Below are 17,818 nucleotides of genomic sequence, written 5' to 3' on the forward strand. Positions count from 1 at the left end.
TCACAGCTGAGTGCGGGCGCGATCGCGGATGAAACCCAGCAGCGCGGCCAGGCCGTTGCTGCGTGTCGGCGAGAGGTGCCTGGCCAGGCCGATGTCGGCGATGTAGTCGGCGTCGGTGCCGACGATCTCCTGCGCGCTGCGGCCCGAGTACACGCGCAGCGCGAGGTAGATCAGGCCGGAGACGATGGCCGAATCGCTGATCGCGTGGAAATCGAGCCGGTCGGCATCACCTTCGGCGACGATCCAGACCATCGACTGACACCCGTGCAGGCGATGTTCCTCGCTCTTCCACTCCGCCGGCAGGTCCGGAAGCTTCCGCCCCAGGTCGATCAGGTACTGATAACGCTCCGACCAGTCGCCGAAGAAGGCGAACTCGTCGCGGATCGCCGCCTGCGCGTCGCGCGCGGTGGTTTCGAGGGGGAAGGGACTGACGGGAGCGGCGATGGCGTTCATTCGGAGAGGATTTTACGCCCGGCTCGCGCCGGACTTGCCCACGCGGGCTTCATGCCGGTGGGTCGCTGCGTTGCGCGCATGGCGTGGCGCCCTCGTGGAGGGCGCACGGAGGATTAGGCCCGCTTCCAGCGCACGCCCTGTGGCGTGTCCTCGAGCAGGATGCCCTCGGCGGCGAGCTGGTCGCGGATCGCGTCCGCGCGGACGAAGTCGCGTGCTTTCTTGGCTGCGATGCGTTCGTCGATCAGGGCCTGGATACGCCCGTCGTCGTCGTTGCTCGCGCCGCGCGCGAACCACGCCGCCGGATCCTGCTGCAGCAGGCCCAGCGCCAGGCCGGCGCCGAGCAGCTCGCGCTTGAGGTCCGCAAACGGGCGAGCCGACGGGGTCCGAAGGTAATTCTCCAGCCGTTCCCTCAGGTCCATCGCGTCCAGCATGCCGTTTCCCGCGTGGGGGAACGACATTCCGAGAGGGGCAATCAGGTCGTCGTTTGAACGAACGATGCTGGCTTCAATCTGATTCAAAGGGGTGATCGAGATCTTGAGGTGCTCGATTCGGGACAGGAGCTTGCGTGCCTCGCCGGCGATGCGGGCGATCTCGGCCAGCACCTGCGGTGTGTTGAGGTCGTCGTCGAGGGCGGCTTCGATGCCGGCCGGAATCTCCGCGGTCGCGGCGACATCCGCCAGATCCCGCAAGGTTCCGTAAAGGCGATCCAGCGTGCGGATGCTCTGTTCGATCAGCGCGTCCGACCATTCCAGAGGCTGCCGGTAGTGCGCGGAGAGCAGGGCATAGCGCAGGGCTTCCGGCGGGTACTCACGGACCAGGTCGTGGACGCGCTGGATGTTGCCCACCGACTTGGCCATCTTGGCGCCGCCGAAGTTGAGCATGCCGTTGTGCAGCCAGAAGCGCGCGAACACCCGGCCGCCGTGCGCGCATTCGCTCTGCGCGATCTCGTTCTCGTGGTGCGGGAACTGCAGGTCGACGCCGCCGGCATGGATGTCGATGGTCTCGCCCAGGTGCGCCTCGGCCATCGCCGAGCATTCGATGTGCCAGCCCGGACGGCCACGGCCCCACGGCGAATCCCAGCCGGGCAGGTCGTCCGTGGAGGGCTTCCACAGCACGAAGTCGCCCGGGTCGCGCTTGTACGGGGCCACGTCGACGCGCGCGCCGGCCAGCAGTTCATCGGTATCGCGGCGCGAGAGCTTGCCGTACTGCGGGAAGCTGGCGACCGAGAACAGCGCGTGGCCTTCGGCGGCGTAGGCGTGGCCGGCCTCGATCAGGCGTTCGATCATCGCGATGATCTGGCCGATGTGGGCCGTGGCTTCCGGTTCCAGGTCCGGCGGCTTCACGCCCAGGGCAGCCATGTCCTCGCGATAGGCGGTGGCGAAGCGCGAGGTGATGTCGGAGATCGGCACGCGCTGTTCGCGGGCGGCATTGTTGATCTTGTCGTCCACGTCGGTGATGTTGCGGGCGTAGGCCAGCGCGCCGAACCGGCGGCGCAGCAGTTCGGCCAGCACGCCGAACACGACCGGGCCGCGGGCGTTGCCGATGTGGACGTAGTTGTAGACCGTGGGCCCGCACACATACATGGTCGGGCGGGCGGGATCGAGCGGCAGGAACGGCTCGACCCGTCGCGTCAGGCTGTTGAAGAGATGCAGGCTCATGGATTTACCGCCGGGAGTGCCGGCCATTCTAGCGGTTGCATGCGGCCGGCTGCGGCGGGGGTGATAGGGTGCCGGACCGGGAGCGGGCCGGAATCCTAAAGGCGGGGTTCAGACCCCGACCGCCCGATCCGCTTACAATTTCTGAACATTTTCCGACCCTGCGAGTGTGATGGCCCGTCCAGTTCTGTTCCTGCCCGCCCTGGTCGCGCCCGTCATCGGGTTCGTCCTGGCCACCGTCCCGTTCGGGGCGGCGCGTGCGCAGAACACGGTCATCCAGGCGGAAAACGTCCGCTTCGACTACGCCCAGGTGCTGCGCGTGACACCGGTCTACCAGACCCTGCGCGCTACGTCGGTCGAGGAACAGTGCGAGAGCGAAGAGAAGGACTCGCGCCTGTCGCGCGTGGTCGGCGCAGTGAAGGAAGCGCTGACCCGCGAGCAGAAGGAGCAGCAGGAAGCCGCATGCCGGCCGGTGACGGTCGAACGCGAATTCCGCCGCCCCATCGCCTACGACGTGGACTACGTCTACAAGGGCGCCAAGTACCGCTCGCGCCTGCCCGAAGACCCCGGCAACCGCCTGCGCATCCGCGTCTCTGTGACGCCGGTCGTGCAGGCGCCGCGCACCCGCTGACGACCCGGCGGCCCGCCATGCTTGCACCCGTCGCGGGTGCATGCGAGCATTCGCACCCTCGATGAACGCCCACTACGCCGACGCCGACGTCCTCACCTCCGCCTACATGGCGGCGGGCATGACCTCGCGCGCGCGCCGACCGTTTCCCTGCCAATCCGCTGGGTAACGGTCACTACGCGCTTTCGCAACAGGCGAAGTGACACACGAAAAGCCCAGCCTACGCGCTGGGCTTTTTTGCTTTTCGGCCCAGCGAACCACCTTCGCGAATCTTCTTTCACGGGAACGCAGTCGATGACCCACAAGCATTTCCTCAACACCCAGGACTGGTCGCGCGCCGACCTCGACGCGCTGCTCGCGCAGGCTGCGCAGTTCAAGCGCAGCAAGCTCGGCGACCAGCTCAAGGGCAAGTCGATCGCGCTGGTGTTCTTCAACCCGTCCATGCGCACGCGCACCAGCTTCGAACTCGGCACCTTCCAGCTCGGTGGCCACGCCGTGGTGCTGCAGCCGGGCAAGGACGCATGGCCGATCGAGTTCAACCTCGGCACCGTGATGGACGGCGACACCGAGGAGCACATCGCCGAAGTGGCGCGGGTGCTGGGCCGCTACGTCGACCTGATCGGCGTGCGCGCGTTCCCGAAGTTCGTCGACTGGCAGTACGACCGCCAGGACATCGTGCTCAACAGCTTCGCCAAGTACTCGCCGGTGCCGGTGGTCAACATGGAGACCATCACCCATCCGTGCCAGGAGCTGGCGCACATCCTCGCGCTGCAGGAGCACTTCGGCACGAACGACCTGCGCGGCAAGAAGTACGTGCTGACCTGGACCTACCACCCCAAGCCGCTCAACACCGCGGTCGCCAATTCCGCCCTGACCATCGCCACGCGCATGGGCATGGACGTGACCCTGCTGTGCCCGACGCCGGATTACCTGCTCGACGAGCGCTACATGGGCTGGGCGGAGCAGAACGTCGCCGAAAGCGGCGGCTCGTTCACCGTGAGCCACGACATCGAGAGCGCCTATCGCGGTGCCGACGTCGTCTACGCCAAGAGCTGGGGCGCTCTGCCGTTCTTCGGCAACTGGGAACCGGAGAAGCCCATCCGCGACCAGTACAAGCACTTCATCGTCGACGAGGCGAAGATGGCGTTGACGAACAACGGCGTCTTCAGCCATTGCCTGCCGCTGCGCCGCAACGTCAAGGCCACCGATGCGGTGATGGACTCGCCGCAGTGCATCGCCATCGACGAAGCCGAAAACCGCCTGCACGTGCAGAAGGCCATCATGGCCACGCTCGCCGGCCGCTGACATTGCAAGCCTCTCCCGCACGCGGGAGAGCGAACAACGAACCCCACAGAGATTCCGAAATGAGCAAAGACATCGTCCTCGCCTTCTCCGGCGGCCTCGACACCAGCTTCTGCGTGCCCTATCTGAAGGAGCGCGGCTGGAACGTGCACACCGTGTTCGCCGACACCGGCGGCGTCGATGCGGAAGAGCGCGCCTTCATCGAGCAGCGCGCCGCCGAACTCGGCGTGGCCTCGCACGTGACCGTCGATGGCGGCCCGGCGATCTGGGAAGGCTTCGTCAAGCCGTTCGTGTGGGCGGGCGAGGGCTACCAGTCGCAGTACCCGCTGCTGGTGTCCGACCGCTACCTGATCGTCGATGCCGCGCTCAAGCGCTGCGACGAGCTGGGCACGAAGGCGATCGCGCACGGCTGCACCGGCATGGGCAACGACCAGGTGCGTTTCGACCTGGCGGTGAAGGCGCTGGGCGACTACGAGATCGTGGCGCCGATCCGCGAGATCCAGAAGGAACACACCGAAGTCCGCGCCTACGAGCAGAAGTACCTGGAAGACCGAGGCTTCGGCGTGCGCGCCAAGCAGAAGGCCTACACGATCAACGAGAACCTGCTCGGCCTGACCATGTCCGGCGGCGAGATCGACCGCTGGCAGGCGCCGGGCGAAGGCGCGGTGGGCTGGTGCAAGCCGCGCGCCGAGTGGCCTACGCAGCCGCTGCGCGTGAAGATCGGCTTCCACAACGGCGAGGCCGTGACGCTGGACGGGCAGAAGATCGCCGGCCACACCATGCTCGCCAAGCTCAACGGCCTGTTCGCGCAGTACGGCGTGGGTCGCGGCCTGTACACCGGCGACACGACGATCGGACTGAAGGGCCGCATCATCTTCGAAGCGCCGGGCCTGACCGCGCTGCTGGCCGCGCACCGCGCGCTGGAAGAAGCCGTGCTCAGCAAGCAGCAGAACCGCTTCAAGCCGGACGTCGCACGCAAGTGGGTGGAGCTGGTGTACGAAGGCTTCTTCCACGATCCGCTCAAGACCGACCTGGAAGCTTTCCTTCAGTCCAGCCAGTCGACCGTCAACGGCGAAGTCACGCTGGAGACGCAGGGAGGCACCGTCACGGCGGTGGCCATCGAGTCGAAGCACATCCTCAACGCCAAGGGCGCGACCTACGCGCAGGCGGCGGACTGGGGCGTGGCCGAGGCCGAAGGCTTCATCAAGCTGTTCGGCATGAGCAGCACGCTGTGGGCCGAAGTCAACCGCGGTGGCGGGAAGGGCTGACGTGCTCGCGAAGACGCTCAAGCACCTGGATGCGCTGGTGTCGTTCGACACCCGCAATCCTCCGCGCGACATCGGCACCGGTGGCATTTTCGACTACCTGCGCCAGCAGCTGTCGGGCTTCCGCATCGATGTCGTCGACCACGGCGACGGCGCGGTGTCCATGCTGGCCGTGCGCGGCAATCCGCGCCGGCTGTTCAACGTGCACCTGGACACGGTGCCGTCGTCGGAAGCGTGGAGCGCCGATCCGCACCGCCTGCGCGTGACCGCCGACCGCGCCATCGGCCTGGGCGCGTGCGACATCAAGGGCGCGGCGGCGGGCCTGATCACCGCCGCGTCGGTGACGCAGGGCGATGCCGCATTCCTGTTCTCCACCGACGAGGAAGCCAACGATGCGCGCTGCATCGCAGCGTTCCTGTCGCGCGCGCAAGCGTTCGAGGACGTCATCGTCGCCGAACCGACGCAGTGCGAGGCGGTGCTCGCGCACCGCGGCATCAGCTCGGTGCTGCTGAAGTTCCGCGGCATCGCCGGGCACGCCTCGGGTGCGAACGCGATGCAGGCCAGCGCGCTGCACCAGGCGATCCGCTGGGGCGGGCATGCACTCGACTACGTCGAAAGCCAGCAGCACCAGCGCTTCGGCGGACTGACCGGCCTGCGTTTCAACATCGGTCGCGTCGAAGGCGGGATCAAGGCCAACATGATCGCGCCGAGCGCGGAAATGCGTTTCGGTTTCCGTCCGCTGCCGTCGATGTCGATTGACGCACTGCACGAGAAGTTCGGCACGCTGATCGAGGCCGGTGCCATCGAACGCTACGAGGAAACCTTCCGCGGTCCGTCGCTGCCGTCGGGCGATGTCGCCGATGCCGAACAGCGGCGGCTGGAAGCGCGCGACCTCGCCGACGCGCTCGGCCTGCCGATCGGCAACGCGGTCGATTTCTGGACGGAAGCGTCGCTGTTCTCCGCCGCCGGCTTCACCGCGATCGTCTATGGCCCGGGCGACATCGCCCAGGCGCACACCGCCGACGAATGGGTCTCGCTGGAGCAACTGCAGCGCTATACCGAATCGGTAACCCGCATTCTGGAACATTGACCGTAGCCCGGGTAAGGCCACAAGGCCGCACCCGGGTCGCGTTTTCCCGGGTGCGCTCCGCTTACCCGGGCTACTGGACCGCAATACGTGAACGATACAAGAGACATCCAGACCCGCCAGACCATCGTGCGCCTGCTTTCGAGCATGGCCAGCGCGAAAGAGATCTCGCAGTACCTCAAGCGCTTTTCGCAGCTGGACGCCAAGCGCTTCGCCGTGGTCAAGGTCGGCGGCGCCGTCCTGCGCGACGACCTCGAAGCGCTCACGTCCTCGCTCGCGTTCCTGCAGGACGTCGGCCTGACGCCCATCGTGATCCACGGCGCCGGCCCGCAGCTCGACGAAGAACTCTCCGCCGCTGGCATCGTCAAGCAGACCGTCAACGGACTGCGCGTGACTTCGCCGGAAGCGCTGGCCATCGTGCGCCGCGTGTTCCAGTCGCAGAACCTGAAGCTGGTCGAAGCGTTGCAGGCGTTCGATGCGCGCGCCACGTCGATCGTGTCGGGCGTGTTCGAAGCCGACTACCTCGATCGCGACACCTACGGCCTGGTCGGCGAAGTGAAGCGGGTGAACCTTGCGCCGATCGAAGCCAGCCTGCGCGCGGGTTCGATCCCAGTAATCGCCAGCCTCGGCGAAACCGCCGGAGGCCAGATCCTCAACGTCAACGCCGATTTCGCCGCGAACGAACTCGTGCAGAAGCTGCAGCCGTACAAGATCGTGTTCCTCACCGGCACCGGCGGTCTGCTCGACGACAACGGACGTGTGATCGATTCGATCAACCTGTCGACCGAGTACGAACACCTGATGGACCAGCCGTGGATCAACGGCGGCATGCGCGTGAAGATCGAACAGATCAAGGACCTGCTCGACAAGCTGCCGCTGACGTCCTCGGTGTCGATCACCAAGCCGTCGGAGCTGGCGAAGGAGCTGTTCACGCACAAGGGTTCCGGCACGCTGGTGCGCCGCGGCGAGCGCGTGCTGCAGGTTTCGCAGTGGAACGAGCTGGACCTGGAGCGCCTGCGCGGGCTGATCGAATCCGCGTTTGGCCGCCGTCTGCTGCCGGATTACTTCGAACGCACCACGCTGCATCGCGCCTACGTCAGCGAGAACTACCGCGCGGCGGTGATCCTCACGGCGGAGGATGCCGGCATCTACCTTGACAAGTTCGCCGTGCTCGATGAGGCGCAGGGCGAGGGCCTCGGGCGCGCGGTGTGGCACGTTATGCGCGAGCAGAATCCGCGCCTGTTCTGGCGTTCTCGCCACGGCAATCCGGTCAATCCGTTCTATTACTCTGAATCCGACGGCTGCCTGAAGCAGGAGAAGTGGAAGGTGTTCTGGTACGGAATCGACGGCTTCGACGATATCGCGCGCTGCGTCGCGCACTGCTCGACGCGCCTGCCCACGCTGGTGGACGCGACATGAGCAGCGTTCCCTTTCTCGATCCGGTGGTGCTCGAAGGCCGCCACGTGCGCCTGGAGCCGATGGAGGCCTCGCATGCGTCCGGGCTGGCGCAGGCCGTGCGCGATGGCGAGCTCTGGAAGCTCTGGTACACCAGCGTTCCGACGCCGGACGCGGTCGATGCGCATGTCGAGCTGATGCTCAAGCGTCGCGAGCTGCGCACGTTCCTGCCGTTCGTGGTGAAGTCGGTCGAGACCGGCGAGATCGTCGGCCAGACCACTTTCTGCAACGTCGATCACGACAACCGTCGCGTCGAGATCGGCTACACGTGGTACTCGCAGCGTGTGCAGCGCACCGCCATCAATACCGAAGCCAAGTGGTTGCTGCTGCGCCACGCCTTCGAGGCTTGGCAGTGCATCGCGGTGGAGTTCCGGACGAACTGGTTCAACGAGCGCTCGCGCACCGCAATCGCGCGCCTGGGCGCGAAGCAGGATGGCGTGCTGCGCAACCACATGCGCATGCCCGACGGCTCTTTCCGGGATACCGTGGTGTTCTCGATCATCGAATCGGAATGGCCGGCGGTGAAGCGCAATCTCCAGCACCGGCTGGAACAGAACGAACAAGGGAGCCGGCCGTGAGAAAGTCCGTTGGCATCGTCGGTGCGCGCGGTTACGTTGGCGCCGAACTCATCCGCCTGATCGCGGCGCATCCGCAGTTCGATCTGGCGTTCGTGTCCTCGCGCGAGCTGGTCGGCCAGCGCGTGGCCGATCATTTCGCGGGCGTCGCCGGCATCGATCCGGAGCTGCGCTACAGCTCGCCCTCGCACGAGGAGCTGCCCGCGCTCGGCGCCGACGCGGTCGTGCTGGCGCTGCCCAACGGCAAGGCCGCGGCCTGCGTGGCGGCGTTCGATGCGGCGGGCGTGGATCCGGTCATCGTCGATCTCTCCGCCGATTACCGCTTCGATGACGCGTGGTATTACGGCCTGCCGGAGCTGACCCGCGCGAAGTACGCCGGCCAGCGCCGCATCAGCAATCCCGGCTGCTACGCGACCGCGATGCAGCTTGCGGTGGCGCCTATGCTCGACGTGCTCGACGGGCCCGTGCAGTGCTTCGGTGTGTCCGGTTATTCCGGGGCGGGGACGTCGCCGTCGGACAAGAACGATCCGGAGAAGCTGCGCGACAACCTGATGCCGTACGCGCTGACCAACCACGTGCACGAACGCGAGGTCACGCGCCAGCTTGGCCATGAAGTGCAGTTCCTGCCGCACGTGGCGCCGCATTTCCGCGGACTGACCATCACCGCCAACCTGCCACTGTCGAAAGCGGTCGAACGCGACGAGGTCGTCGCGCGCTATCGCACGCAGTACGCCGGCGAGCCGCTGGTCGATGTGCAGGACGACGCGCCGTGGGTCAGCCATATCGCTGGCCGCCACCACGTCGAACTCGGCGGCTTCACGCTTTCGCCGGACGCGCGCCGGCTGGTGGTCGTGGCGACCGAGGACAACCTGCTCAAGGGCGCGGCGACACAGGCGCTGCAGAACCTCAACCTCGCCTTCGGGCTGGACGAATGGACGGGCATTCCCGTCGCGGAGAAGGCGGCATGAGCGGTCTGTTGTGGCAGAAGCCCGGCGTCAAGGTCGACGCGCGCATCCAGCAGTTCCTCGCTGGCGAGGATGTGATCCTCGATCGCGAGTTCTTCCTGTTCGACATCGAGGCCAGTCGTGCGCATGCGCAGGGCCTACAGCGAATCGGCATCCTCGCCGTGGATGAACTCGCCGGACTGGAGCGCGAACTGTCCGCGCTGGCGGAGGATTTCCGCGCCGGCGCCTTCGTGCTCGACGAGCAGTACGAGGACGGTCATTCGGCGATCGAGATGCGGCTGGTCGAGCGCCTCGGCGATGCCGGCAAGAAGATCCATACCGGCCGCAGCCGCAACGACCAGATCCTGGTCGCCACGCGCCTGTGGCTGAAGGATCGCCTGGCGCGCGTGGCCGCGCTGTGCCGCGAGAGCGCGCAGGTCGCGCTGGCCCGCGCCGAGGCGGAGCATGGCGTACCGCTGCCGGGCTACACGCACCTGCAGCGCGCCGTCGTGTCTTCGCTGGGCATGTGGTGGGCGGCATGGGCGGAAGGCTTCATCGACGACGCGCAGCGCGCCGTGCAGACGCTCGCGTGGGTCGATGCCAACCCGCTCGGCAGCGCCGCCGGCTACGGCGTCAACCTACCGCTGGATCGCGACCACACAACTGCCGCGCTCGGCTTTGGCCGCATGCAGGTGTCGGCGGCGTACGCGCAGCTTTCGCGCGGCAAGTTCGAAATGGCCGCGATCGAGGCGCTGTCGTCCGCGCTGCTCGACCTGCGTCGTCTTGCATGGGACCTGAGCCTGTTCACCAGCGCCGAGTTCGGCTTCGTCGCGCTGCCGGCGCAGTACACCACCGGCAGTTCGATCATGCCGAACAAGCGCAACCCCGACGTGATCGAACTCATGCGCGCCAGCTATGCCGCCGCCGCGGCCGCGCGCACCGAGATCGAACAACTGCTGTCGCTGCCGTCGGGCTACCACCGCGACCTGCAGTTCTCGAAGGGCGCGATCTTCCACGCGTTCGGTCGCGGCCTCGGTGCGCTGGAACTGTTGCCGGACCTGCTGCGCAACCTGGAATGGAAGGTCGAGCGCATGCGCGAAGCGCTGGACCCGTCGATGTACGCAACGGATCTGGCGGTCGATCTTGCACGCCAGGGCCTGCCGTTCCGCGAAGCCTATCGACAGGCCGCCGATCCGGCACGCTGGGCGCAGGGCGATCCCGAAGCGAGCCTGGCCGCGCGCGTATCGCCGGGTGCGTCGGCGGAACTGCGTCTGGACGCACTGCGCCAGCGACTGGATGCCCTCGACGGGGCATGAAGTCATGAGGCTTCGTCATCAGGCCGCAAGGCCGATGACGCGGACAATGCAGCGAAGGATTCCGTAACCCCACACGACGCGATCCCATGAGCGCTTCCGCTTTCAGTCCGCAGCCATTGCCCGCCTGGCGCCGCGCCGTGCTCAAGGTGGGCAGCAGCCTGCTGGCGGGCGAGGGCGGACTGGATCCGCAGTACGCGATCGGACTGGCGCGTTTCATCGATGCGGCGCACGTGCGCGGACGGGAAGTCGTGCTGGTCTCGTCGGGTGCAGTGGCTGCCGGTCGTGGTCGGGTCGGTGCCGCGGGCGACGGCCTCGTGTTGCGGCAGGCGCTGGCTTCGCTGGGTCAGGCCTCGCTGATCGCGTTCTGGCAGCAGCTGACGACGCAGCCCGTCGCGCAGGTGCTGCTGACCCACGACGACCTGCGCAACCGACGCCGCTACCTCAACGCGCGCGCGACGCTGCGCGAGCTGCTGCGTCTGGGTACATTGCCCGTCATCAATGAGAACGATGCCGTCGCGGTCGACGAACTCAAGCTTGGCGACAACGACAACCTCGCCGCCGCGGTGGCGTCGCTGGTCGATGCCGACCTGCTGCTGATCGCCACCGACATCGGCGGCCTCTACAGCGCGCATCCGCTACGCGATCCATCCGCGCGCCCGGTCGAGCGCGTCGAACACATAACCCCTGAACTGCTCGAAGCCGCGGGCGGCGGTGCCGGTGTGCTCGGTACCGGCGGCATGCGCACCAAGTTGGAAGCCGCGGCGAAAGCCGGTGCGGCGGGCATCGCCACCGTGCTGTTCTGTGGGCGCGACGCGCACGTGGTGGAAGCGCTCGCCGATGACCGCCTGCACGGCACGCTGGTCCTCGCGCAGGGCGATCGCCTGCGCGCGCGCAAGCAGTGGCTGCGCCATGCACCCGCATCGGGTCGCCTGCAAGTCGATGAAGGCGCGGCGCTCGCGTTGCGCCGGCAGGGCGCATCGCTGCTGCCCGGTGGCGTGGTCGCGGTCGAAGGCGATTTCCGTCGCGGCGACGTGGTGGAGATCGCGATCGCCGGACAGGCTCCATTCGCGCGCGGCCTGGCCCAGTACAGCGCCGGTGAAGTGCGCCGCATCGCGCGCCGCCACAGCCAGGACATCGAAGTTATCCTCGGGTTCCGCTACGGGGAGTCGGTCGTGCATCGTGATGACCTCGTGCTGCTCGGCTCCACGGCCAACACCGAGGCGACGACATGAGTGGCTACGTTCGCCAGCTAGCCGAACGCGCACGCGAGGCCGGTCCGGCTATTGCCACACTCGACGGACCCGCGCGACGTCGCCTGATCGAACGCATGGCGACGCATCTGCGCCGCGACAGCGTCGATATCATCGCCGCGAATATTGAAGACATGACGCGCGGCCGCGACGCTGGACTCAGCGACGCAGTGCTCGATCGCCTGCGGCTGGACGATACGCGCGTATCCGCCATCGCCGACGCGCTCGATGAAGTCGCGGCGCAGGCGGATCCGCTGGGCGAGGTGACGCGTCGCGAGACGCGGCCGAACGGCGTGGTGGTCGAACGCGTGCGCATTCCGCTGGGCCTGATCGCGATGATCTACGAGGCACGACCCAACGTGACCGCGGAAGCGGCGGCGCTGTGCCTGAAGGCGGGCAACACCGTGTTGCTGCGCGGCGGATCCGAGGCGCGTGCGAGCAACGCGGCGATCGCGGGCTGCCTGCACGCCGCGCTGCGCGAGGAAGGGCTGCCCGAAGCGGCGGTGTCGCTGGTGTCGGATCCCGCGCGCGAGCACGTGCTGGAACTGTTGCAGCTGGCCGACCTCATCGACCTGGCGATCCCGCGCGGTGGCGAAGGGCTGATCCGCTTCGTCGCCGAGCATGCGCGCGTGCCGGTGATCAAGCACTACAAGGGCGTGTGCCATCTCTACGTCGATCGCGCGGCCGACCTCGATACTGCGCTCGACCTGCTGGTCGACGGCAAGGCCTCGCGACCCGGCGTGTGCAACGCACTGGAGACGCTGCTGGTGCATCGCGACGTGGCTGGCGAGTTCCTGCCGCGCGCAATGCAGCGCCTGCTTGCGCGCGGCGTCGAAGTGCGCGGCTGCGAGCGCACGCGGGCCATTGCCCCACAGGCGAAAGTGGCGGACGAAGTCGATTACGCCGCCGAATACCTCGACCTGATCCTTGCGGTGCGCGTGGTGGACGATCTGGCGCAGGCGCTCGCGCACATTGCGCGTCATGGATCCGACCACACCGAGGTGATCGTCACGGCCGATGCTGCGGCTGCCGAGGCGTTCGTGCGCGGCACGCGCAGCGCGGCGGTGATGGTCAATGCATCGTCGCGCTTCAACGACGGCGGGCAGCTCGGGCTCGGCGCGGAGATCGGCATCTCGACCACGCGCCTGCACGCGTACGGGCCGATGGGTGCCGAATCGCTGACCATCGAACGCTTCGTCGTGCGCGGGGAAGGACAGGTGCGGCATCCGGAGTCGCGCGAAAGGTTGGGTTGACGTTGCTGTCATCCCCGCGAAGGTGGGGACCCAGTCGTCCGATGCGTCAAGCCTTCCGGATGTCTTGACGCATGCGTGCATGGATTCCCGCCTGCGCGGGAATGACAGCCTGGTCGATGCTTATTCCTGAAGCCGCTGCACACCAACCCATCGTTCGCCCGGATCCAGCGTCACCGGTTCCACCACGGTGGCAGCTTCCACGCAGACGAAGCGCAGGTGTTCGCCCGCGCCGAGGTCGCCAATGGAGGCGGCGAGCGTCGCCCCGGGACTCCATATCACCGCATCGCGGAAACCTTCGGAGGCGATGCGCAGCGTCTGTTCGCCGTCGTGCAGCGTGAGTTCGCACGGCGCGGCCGGGTAAATGTGGTCGAGTTCGCCGTCGAAGCGCACCGGCGTGCCCGTCGCGGGCATCGCGACGGACTTGCGTGCGCTGTCTTCGTACGGCGTGGACTCCAGGCCGGACAGATCGACCTGCGCCAGTCGCCCGACCCGCAGGTAGGTATGCAGCGCGGCGGTGAACGCGAACGGCGCATCGCCGGGGTTGTGTACCGACAGCCCGACGATGAGGCGCGACGGCGCCAGTGCGACCTGCAGCCGCGCGACGAATCGCGACGGCCACAGCGAGCGTGTGTACTCGCTGTCGGTCAGCTCGAACGTCGCGGCCTCCATGCCGTCGGCGCCGGACGGCTCGATACCGGCGAATCGCCATTCCAGCAGGCGCGCGAAGCCGTGCTTGACCAGCGGCCCGTGACCGGCGAACTGCGGGAAGATCACCGGAATGCCGCCGCGGATCGCGCTGCCCGCGGCACGACTGGCGTTGGGGCTGAGGTAGAGGCGCTCACGATCGGGCGCGGGCTTCCAGGACAGGACGTGCGCGCCGTGCAGGCTGACTTCGGCGCTGGCGCCGTCGGCCGCGCGCAGGCGGATGCAGGGACGGTCGTCGCGGACGAAGGATTCGATGGCGAGCGTCATGGGCGGCGATCGTGGCGCATTGCGCCGATCTTGCCCGATTGCCGCGATCCGCGCGCATGGCGTACGGAAACGAAAAACGCCGGCGAGGCCGGCGTTGTCGGTTCAGCACTTCGCGCGAAGGCGGAAGTTGGTCGGGGAGACAGGATTTGAACCTGCGACTTCTACGTCCCGAACGTAGCGCTCTACCAGGCTGAGCTACACCCCGACTGCTGAGCCGCAAATTCTAGTCAGTTCGACGGGTGCGAGGCAAGGGGGCAAATGCAATTTCCTTCAGCCAGGCGCCGGATCGCTGGGGGAAAGCGGGCCGCGCCGCTAAACTGTCGCGGTTTTCATTGCCTGGCCGCGCCCGCGGCCCGCCGTCACTGGAGTCCCGCTTGATCAAGCCGCGCACCCCGCCCGGGGTCATGGAGCTGCTGCCTCCTGACCAGATCGCCTTCCAGCGCATGCTGGACACGATCCGCCGAAATTTCGAACGCTTCGGCTTCCTGCCGGTGGAAACGCCGGTGATGGAGCTGTCGGAGGTGTTGCTGACCAAGTCGGGCGGCGAGACCGAGCGTCAGGTGTATTTCGTCCAGTCCACCGGCGCGCTGAACAAGGCCGAGGGCGGATCCGGCGAGGGCATGCCCGAGCTGGCCCTGCGCTTCGACCTGACCGTGCCGCTGGCGCGCTACGTCGCCGAGCACGAGCACGAACTCGCATTCCCATTCCGCCGCTACCAGATGCAGCGCGTGTACCGCGGCGAACGCGCCCAGCGCGGCCGCTTCCGCGAGTTCTATCAGTGCGACATCGACGTGATCGGCAAGGATGCGCTGAGCGTGCGCTTCGACGCCGAGCTGCCGGCGGCGATCCACGCGGTGTTCTCCGAACTGGACATCGGCGCATTCACCATCCAGCTCAACAACCGCAAGCTGATGCGCGGCTTCTTCGAGGCGCAGGGCGTGGCCGATGGCGAGCTGCAGGCGCTGGTGCTGCGCGAGGTCGACAAGCTCGACAAGCGTGGCGAGGATTACGTGCGCGACACGCTGACCGGCGAAGGCTTCGAGCTGCCGGCCGATGGCGTCGAGCGCATCCTCGACTTCGTCAAGGTGCGTTCGACCTCGCACGCCGACGCGATGGCCAAGCTCGACGCACTGGGCGAAGGCAACGACGCGCTGCGCGAAGGCGTGGCCGAACTGCGCGAAGTGCTGGAGCTGGTGCGTGCGCTTGGCGTTCCCGAGGACGCCTACGCGCTCAACTTCTCCATCGCGCGCGGCCTGGACTACTACACCGGCACGGTCTACGAGACCACGCTCAACGATTACCCGCAGATCGGTTCGATCTGCTCGGGCGGTCGTTACGAGAACCTGGCCAGCCACTACACCAAGTCGAAGCTGCCGGGCGTGGGCATCTCGATCGGCCTGACGCGCCTGTTCTGGCAGCTGCGCGAAGCGGGCCTGCTCGGCAAGTCCGGCGGCAGCACGGTGCAGGCGATGGTCGCGCTGATGGATTCAGAATCGCTGCCCGACGCGCTGGACATCGCGCGCCGCCTCCGTTCGGCCGGGATCAACACCGAGATGCAGATGGAAGCGCGCAAGATCGGCAAGCAGTTCCAGTACGCATCGCGCGCGGGCATCCGCTTCGTGGCGCTGGTCGGCGAGGACGAACGCGCGCGCGGCGTGGTCACGGTCAAGGACCTGCTGCGCGAAGAGCAGTTCGAAGTGGCGCGCGAGGCATTGGCCAGCACGCTGCGCGTGGAACTGGAACAGGCACAAGCGTTGGCGGGGCGCTGATCATGAAACCGATCCGACTTGATGGTCGTTCGCTGACGCGTGCGCAACTGGTGGACGTGGCCTATGGCGCGCACGTCCAGCTCGCCGCCGACCAGCTGCCCGCCGTCGCGCGCGCAGCGGAATTCCTCGCCGAACAGGTCAGCCGCGAGGAACCGATCTACGGCGTCTCCACCGGCTTCGGCAGCAATGCCGACCGCCTGCTGGGCAACCACCACCTGCGTGACGAACTGCCGGGCGCGAAGCCATCCGGCGAAACGCTGCACGAGGAGCTCCAGCGCAACCTCATCGTCACCCATGCCGTTTGCGTGGGCGATGCGTTCGCACCGGAGATCGTGCGCGCGATGCTCTGCATCCGCATCAACACGCTGATGCGCGGGCATTCCGGCATTCGCGTGGAAACGCTGCAGGCGCTGACCGCGATGCTCAACGCCGGCATCGTGCCGGTGGTGCCGCAGCTAGGTTCGGTCGGCGCGAGCGGCGACCTCGCGCCGTTGTCGCATCTGGCGATCGTGCTGCTCGGCGGCGGCGAGGCGTTCTACGAAGGTGAGCGGCTTCCGGGTGCGCAGGCGCTCGCACGCGCCGGACTCGCGCCGATCACGCTGTCGTACAAGGAAGGCCTCGCGCTCAACAACGGCACCGCGCAGATGCTCGCCTGCGGTGTGCTCGCACTGGCTCGCCTGGAAGACCTGCTCGATACGGCCGATCTTGCCGCGGCGATGACCATCGACGCGTTCGCCGGGCGCCTGGGCGCGTTCGCCGAGGAAGTGCACGCACTGCGCCCGCATCCGGGCCAGGTGCGCAGCGCGGCGAACCTGCGCGCACTGCTCGACGGTTCGACGCTTGCCGACATTCCGTACCACCTCGTGCCGAAGTTCCGCGCGTGGCATCCGGCAAGCTGGGACACGCCCGCGTCGCAGGCGCTGCGCTTCGACATCGGCTGGGACTGGGTGGCCTTCAGCCAGCGCCACGGTCGCGAGAAGTTCTATCTCCGCTTCCGTCCGTTCCGTGGAGGCAAGAAACACCAGCCGCAGGACAGCTACTCGCTGCGCTGCATCCCGCAGGTGCACGGCGCGGTGCGCGATGCGGTCGCGCAGGCGGCGCGCGTGCTCGAAGTCGAACTCAACGCGCTGACCGACAACCCCATCGTGTTCCCGGACGCGAAGGCCGATTTCGTCGAGCAGCAGGTGATTTCCGCGGGCCATTTCCACGGCATGCCGCTGGCGCTGGCGATGAGCTACGTGAAGGCCGCGATCCCGGTGCTCGCGAGCATCTCCGAGCGCCGCCTCAACAAGCTCGTCGATCCGGCCACCAACGACGGCCTGCCGGGTTTCCTGATCGGCAACGAGGATTCCACCGAGTCCGGCCACATGATCGTGCAGTACACCGCGGCGGCCATCGTCAACGATCTCGCCAGCCGCGCGCATCCGGCATCGGTGTATTCCATCCCGACCAGCGCCAATGCCGAAGACCACGTGTCGATGGGCGCGAACGAAGCGCGCCACGTGCTGGCAATGGCCGACGACCTGGGCAAGGTACTGGCGCTGGAGCTGTACACCGCTGCGCAGGCACTGGACCTGCGTCGCGACATGATCAACGCCGCGCGCGATCTCGCCGATCGCGCCGATGCCGCCGCGCTGGCGGCGAAGGTGCAGGGTGGTCCGCAGCCCGGAACGCAGGCGTACGACGCGTTCCTCGATGAGGTCGAAGCGTTGCGCGCCGAACTCGCGGCGTCCGCCGAGTTCAAGCCCGGTCGCGCCGTCGCGGCCGCGCATGCGGCGATCCGCGAGTCGATTCCGTTCCTCGACCGCGATCGCGCACTCGACGGCGAAGTCGCCACGGCTGTGCGACTCGTGCGTGAAGGCGTGGTGCTGGCCGCTTCGCGCGGCTAAGGACG

Annotated in this window: 15 protein-coding genes and 1 tRNA gene; 12 read left to right on the forward strand and 4 right to left on the reverse strand. The window is 67.5% G+C overall.

What is annotated here, in order from left to right:
- Positions 1-453, reverse strand: coding sequence for a SufE family protein (locus FOF45_RS17630; protein WP_158987741.1), 453 nt, complete (start codon positions 451-453; stop codon positions 1-3).
- A 113-nt stretch (positions 454-566) separates the two neighbouring features.
- Entirely contained in the window at positions 567-2,111 is a 1,545-nt protein-coding gene (gene cysS, locus FOF45_RS17640; RefSeq protein WP_233264254.1) for a cysteine--tRNA ligase, read from the reverse strand.
- A gap of 169 nt (positions 2,112-2,280) precedes the next feature.
- Here cysS and FOF45_RS17645 point away from each other — a divergent pair, with 169 nt between their 5' ends.
- From FOF45_RS17645 to FOF45_RS17690, 10 genes are all read left to right on the forward strand, one after another.
- On the forward strand, positions 2,281-2,739 hold the full coding sequence (locus FOF45_RS17645; protein ID WP_158987743.1) for a hypothetical protein: 459 nt from the start codon (positions 2,281-2,283) through the stop codon (positions 2,737-2,739).
- A 291-nt stretch (positions 2,740-3,030) separates the two neighbouring features.
- Complete coding sequence (locus FOF45_RS17650; protein ID WP_158987745.1) at positions 3,031-4,041, forward strand: N-acetylornithine carbamoyltransferase; 1,011 nt, start codon at positions 3,031-3,033, stop codon at positions 4,039-4,041.
- Positions 4,042-4,100: 59 nt separating this feature from the next.
- Positions 4,101-5,306 (forward strand): argininosuccinate synthase, encoded by a 1,206-nt coding sequence (locus tag FOF45_RS17655; protein WP_158987747.1) that lies wholly within the window; start codon positions 4,101-4,103, stop codon positions 5,304-5,306.
- The gene (locus FOF45_RS17660; RefSeq protein WP_233264255.1) at positions 5,290-6,393 is read left to right on the forward strand and encodes an acetylornithine deacetylase; all 1,104 of its coding nucleotides are present in this window, start codon (positions 5,290-5,292) and stop codon (positions 6,391-6,393) included. Before FOF45_RS17655 ends, FOF45_RS17660 begins: the two co-directional genes overlap by 17 nt.
- A 144-nt stretch (positions 6,394-6,537) precedes the next feature.
- On the forward strand, positions 6,538-7,809 hold the full coding sequence (locus FOF45_RS17665) for an acetylglutamate kinase (protein WP_158987921.1): 1,272 nt from the start codon (positions 6,538-6,540) through the stop codon (positions 7,807-7,809).
- Positions 7,806-8,423 carry a GNAT family N-acetyltransferase gene (locus FOF45_RS17670; RefSeq protein WP_158987751.1) on the forward strand — a complete coding sequence of 206 codons (618 nt, stop codon included), beginning with the start codon at positions 7,806-7,808 and terminating at the stop codon, positions 8,421-8,423. The genes FOF45_RS17665 and FOF45_RS17670 overlap by 4 nt, the downstream gene beginning before the upstream one ends.
- The gene (gene argC, locus FOF45_RS17675; RefSeq protein WP_233264256.1) at positions 8,420-9,388 is read left to right on the forward strand and encodes an N-acetyl-gamma-glutamyl-phosphate reductase; all 969 of its coding nucleotides are present in this window, start codon (positions 8,420-8,422) and stop codon (positions 9,386-9,388) included. Before FOF45_RS17670 ends, argC begins: the two co-directional genes overlap by 4 nt.
- Positions 9,385-10,680 carry an argininosuccinate lyase gene (argH, locus tag FOF45_RS17680; RefSeq protein ID WP_158987754.1) on the forward strand — a complete coding sequence of 432 codons (1,296 nt, stop codon included), beginning with the start codon at positions 9,385-9,387 and terminating at the stop codon, positions 10,678-10,680. The genes argC and argH overlap by 4 nt, the downstream gene beginning before the upstream one ends.
- 86 nt (positions 10,681-10,766) lie before the next feature.
- Positions 10,767-11,912, forward strand: coding sequence for a glutamate 5-kinase (proB, locus tag FOF45_RS17685; RefSeq protein WP_158987756.1), 1,146 nt, complete (start codon positions 10,767-10,769; stop codon positions 11,910-11,912).
- Positions 11,909-13,183, forward strand: coding sequence for a glutamate-5-semialdehyde dehydrogenase (locus tag FOF45_RS17690; protein WP_158987758.1), 1,275 nt, complete (start codon positions 11,909-11,911; stop codon positions 13,181-13,183). The genes proB and FOF45_RS17690 overlap by 4 nt, the downstream gene beginning before the upstream one ends.
- A 120-nt stretch (positions 13,184-13,303) precedes the next feature.
- Here the strand turns inward: FOF45_RS17690 and FOF45_RS17695 are convergent, their stop codons facing one another.
- Positions 13,304-14,155, reverse strand: a complete 852-nt coding sequence (locus FOF45_RS17695) for a D-hexose-6-phosphate mutarotase (protein ID WP_158987760.1) — start codon at positions 14,153-14,155, stop codon at positions 13,304-13,306.
- A gap of 128 nt (positions 14,156-14,283) precedes the next feature.
- Positions 14,284-14,360 (reverse strand) — tRNA-Pro (locus tag FOF45_RS17700).
- Positions 14,361-14,529: 169 nt separating this feature from the next.
- Between FOF45_RS17700 and hisS the strand changes: the two genes are divergently transcribed.
- Together hisS and FOF45_RS17710 are read left to right on the forward strand one after the other, a co-directional pair.
- Positions 14,530-15,924: a histidine--tRNA ligase gene (hisS, locus tag FOF45_RS17705; protein WP_158987762.1), complete on the forward strand. Its 1,395-nt coding sequence runs from the start codon at positions 14,530-14,532 to the stop codon at positions 15,922-15,924.
- A gap of 2 nt (positions 15,925-15,926) precedes the next feature.
- Positions 15,927-17,813, forward strand: a complete 1,887-nt coding sequence (locus FOF45_RS17710; RefSeq protein ID WP_158987764.1) for an HAL/PAL/TAL family ammonia-lyase — start codon at positions 15,927-15,929, stop codon at positions 17,811-17,813.
- The last annotated feature ends 5 nt before the right edge of the window (positions 17,814-17,818 follow it).

The sequence above is a fragment of the Lysobacter panacisoli genome, assembly GCF_009765165.1.
Classification (GTDB): domain Bacteria; phylum Pseudomonadota; class Gammaproteobacteria; order Xanthomonadales; family Xanthomonadaceae; genus Lysobacter_J; species Lysobacter_J panacisoli.

Bases quoted from the DNA above. Each gene is read 5' to 3' on its own strand.
- FOF45_RS17630 (WP_158987741.1), bottom strand. From the start codon at position 453: ATGAACGCCATCGCCGCTCCCGTCAGTCCCTTCCCCCTCGAAACCACC.
- cysS (WP_233264254.1), bottom strand. From the start codon at position 2,111: ATGAGCCTGCATCTCTTCAACAGCCTGACGCGACGGGTCGAGCCGTTC.
- FOF45_RS17645 (WP_158987743.1), top strand. From the start codon at position 2,281: ATGGCCCGTCCAGTTCTGTTCCTGCCCGCCCTGGTCGCGCCCGTCATC.
- FOF45_RS17650 (WP_158987745.1), top strand. From the start codon at position 3,031: ATGACCCACAAGCATTTCCTCAACACCCAGGACTGGTCGCGCGCCGAC.
- FOF45_RS17655 (WP_158987747.1), top strand. From the start codon at position 4,101: ATGAGCAAAGACATCGTCCTCGCCTTCTCCGGCGGCCTCGACACCAGC.
- FOF45_RS17665 (WP_158987921.1), top strand. From the start codon at position 6,538: ATGGCCAGCGCGAAAGAGATCTCGCAGTACCTCAAGCGCTTTTCGCAG.
- FOF45_RS17670 (WP_158987751.1), top strand. From the start codon at position 7,806: ATGAGCAGCGTTCCCTTTCTCGATCCGGTGGTGCTCGAAGGCCGCCAC.
- argH (WP_158987754.1), top strand. From the start codon at position 9,385: ATGAGCGGTCTGTTGTGGCAGAAGCCCGGCGTCAAGGTCGACGCGCGC.
- proB (WP_158987756.1), top strand. From the start codon at position 10,767: ATGAGCGCTTCCGCTTTCAGTCCGCAGCCATTGCCCGCCTGGCGCCGC.
- FOF45_RS17690 (WP_158987758.1), top strand. From the start codon at position 11,909: ATGAGTGGCTACGTTCGCCAGCTAGCCGAACGCGCACGCGAGGCCGGT.
- FOF45_RS17695 (WP_158987760.1), bottom strand. From the start codon at position 14,155: ATGACGCTCGCCATCGAATCCTTCGTCCGCGACGACCGTCCCTGCATC.
- FOF45_RS17710 (WP_158987764.1), top strand. From the start codon at position 15,927: ATGAAACCGATCCGACTTGATGGTCGTTCGCTGACGCGTGCGCAACTG.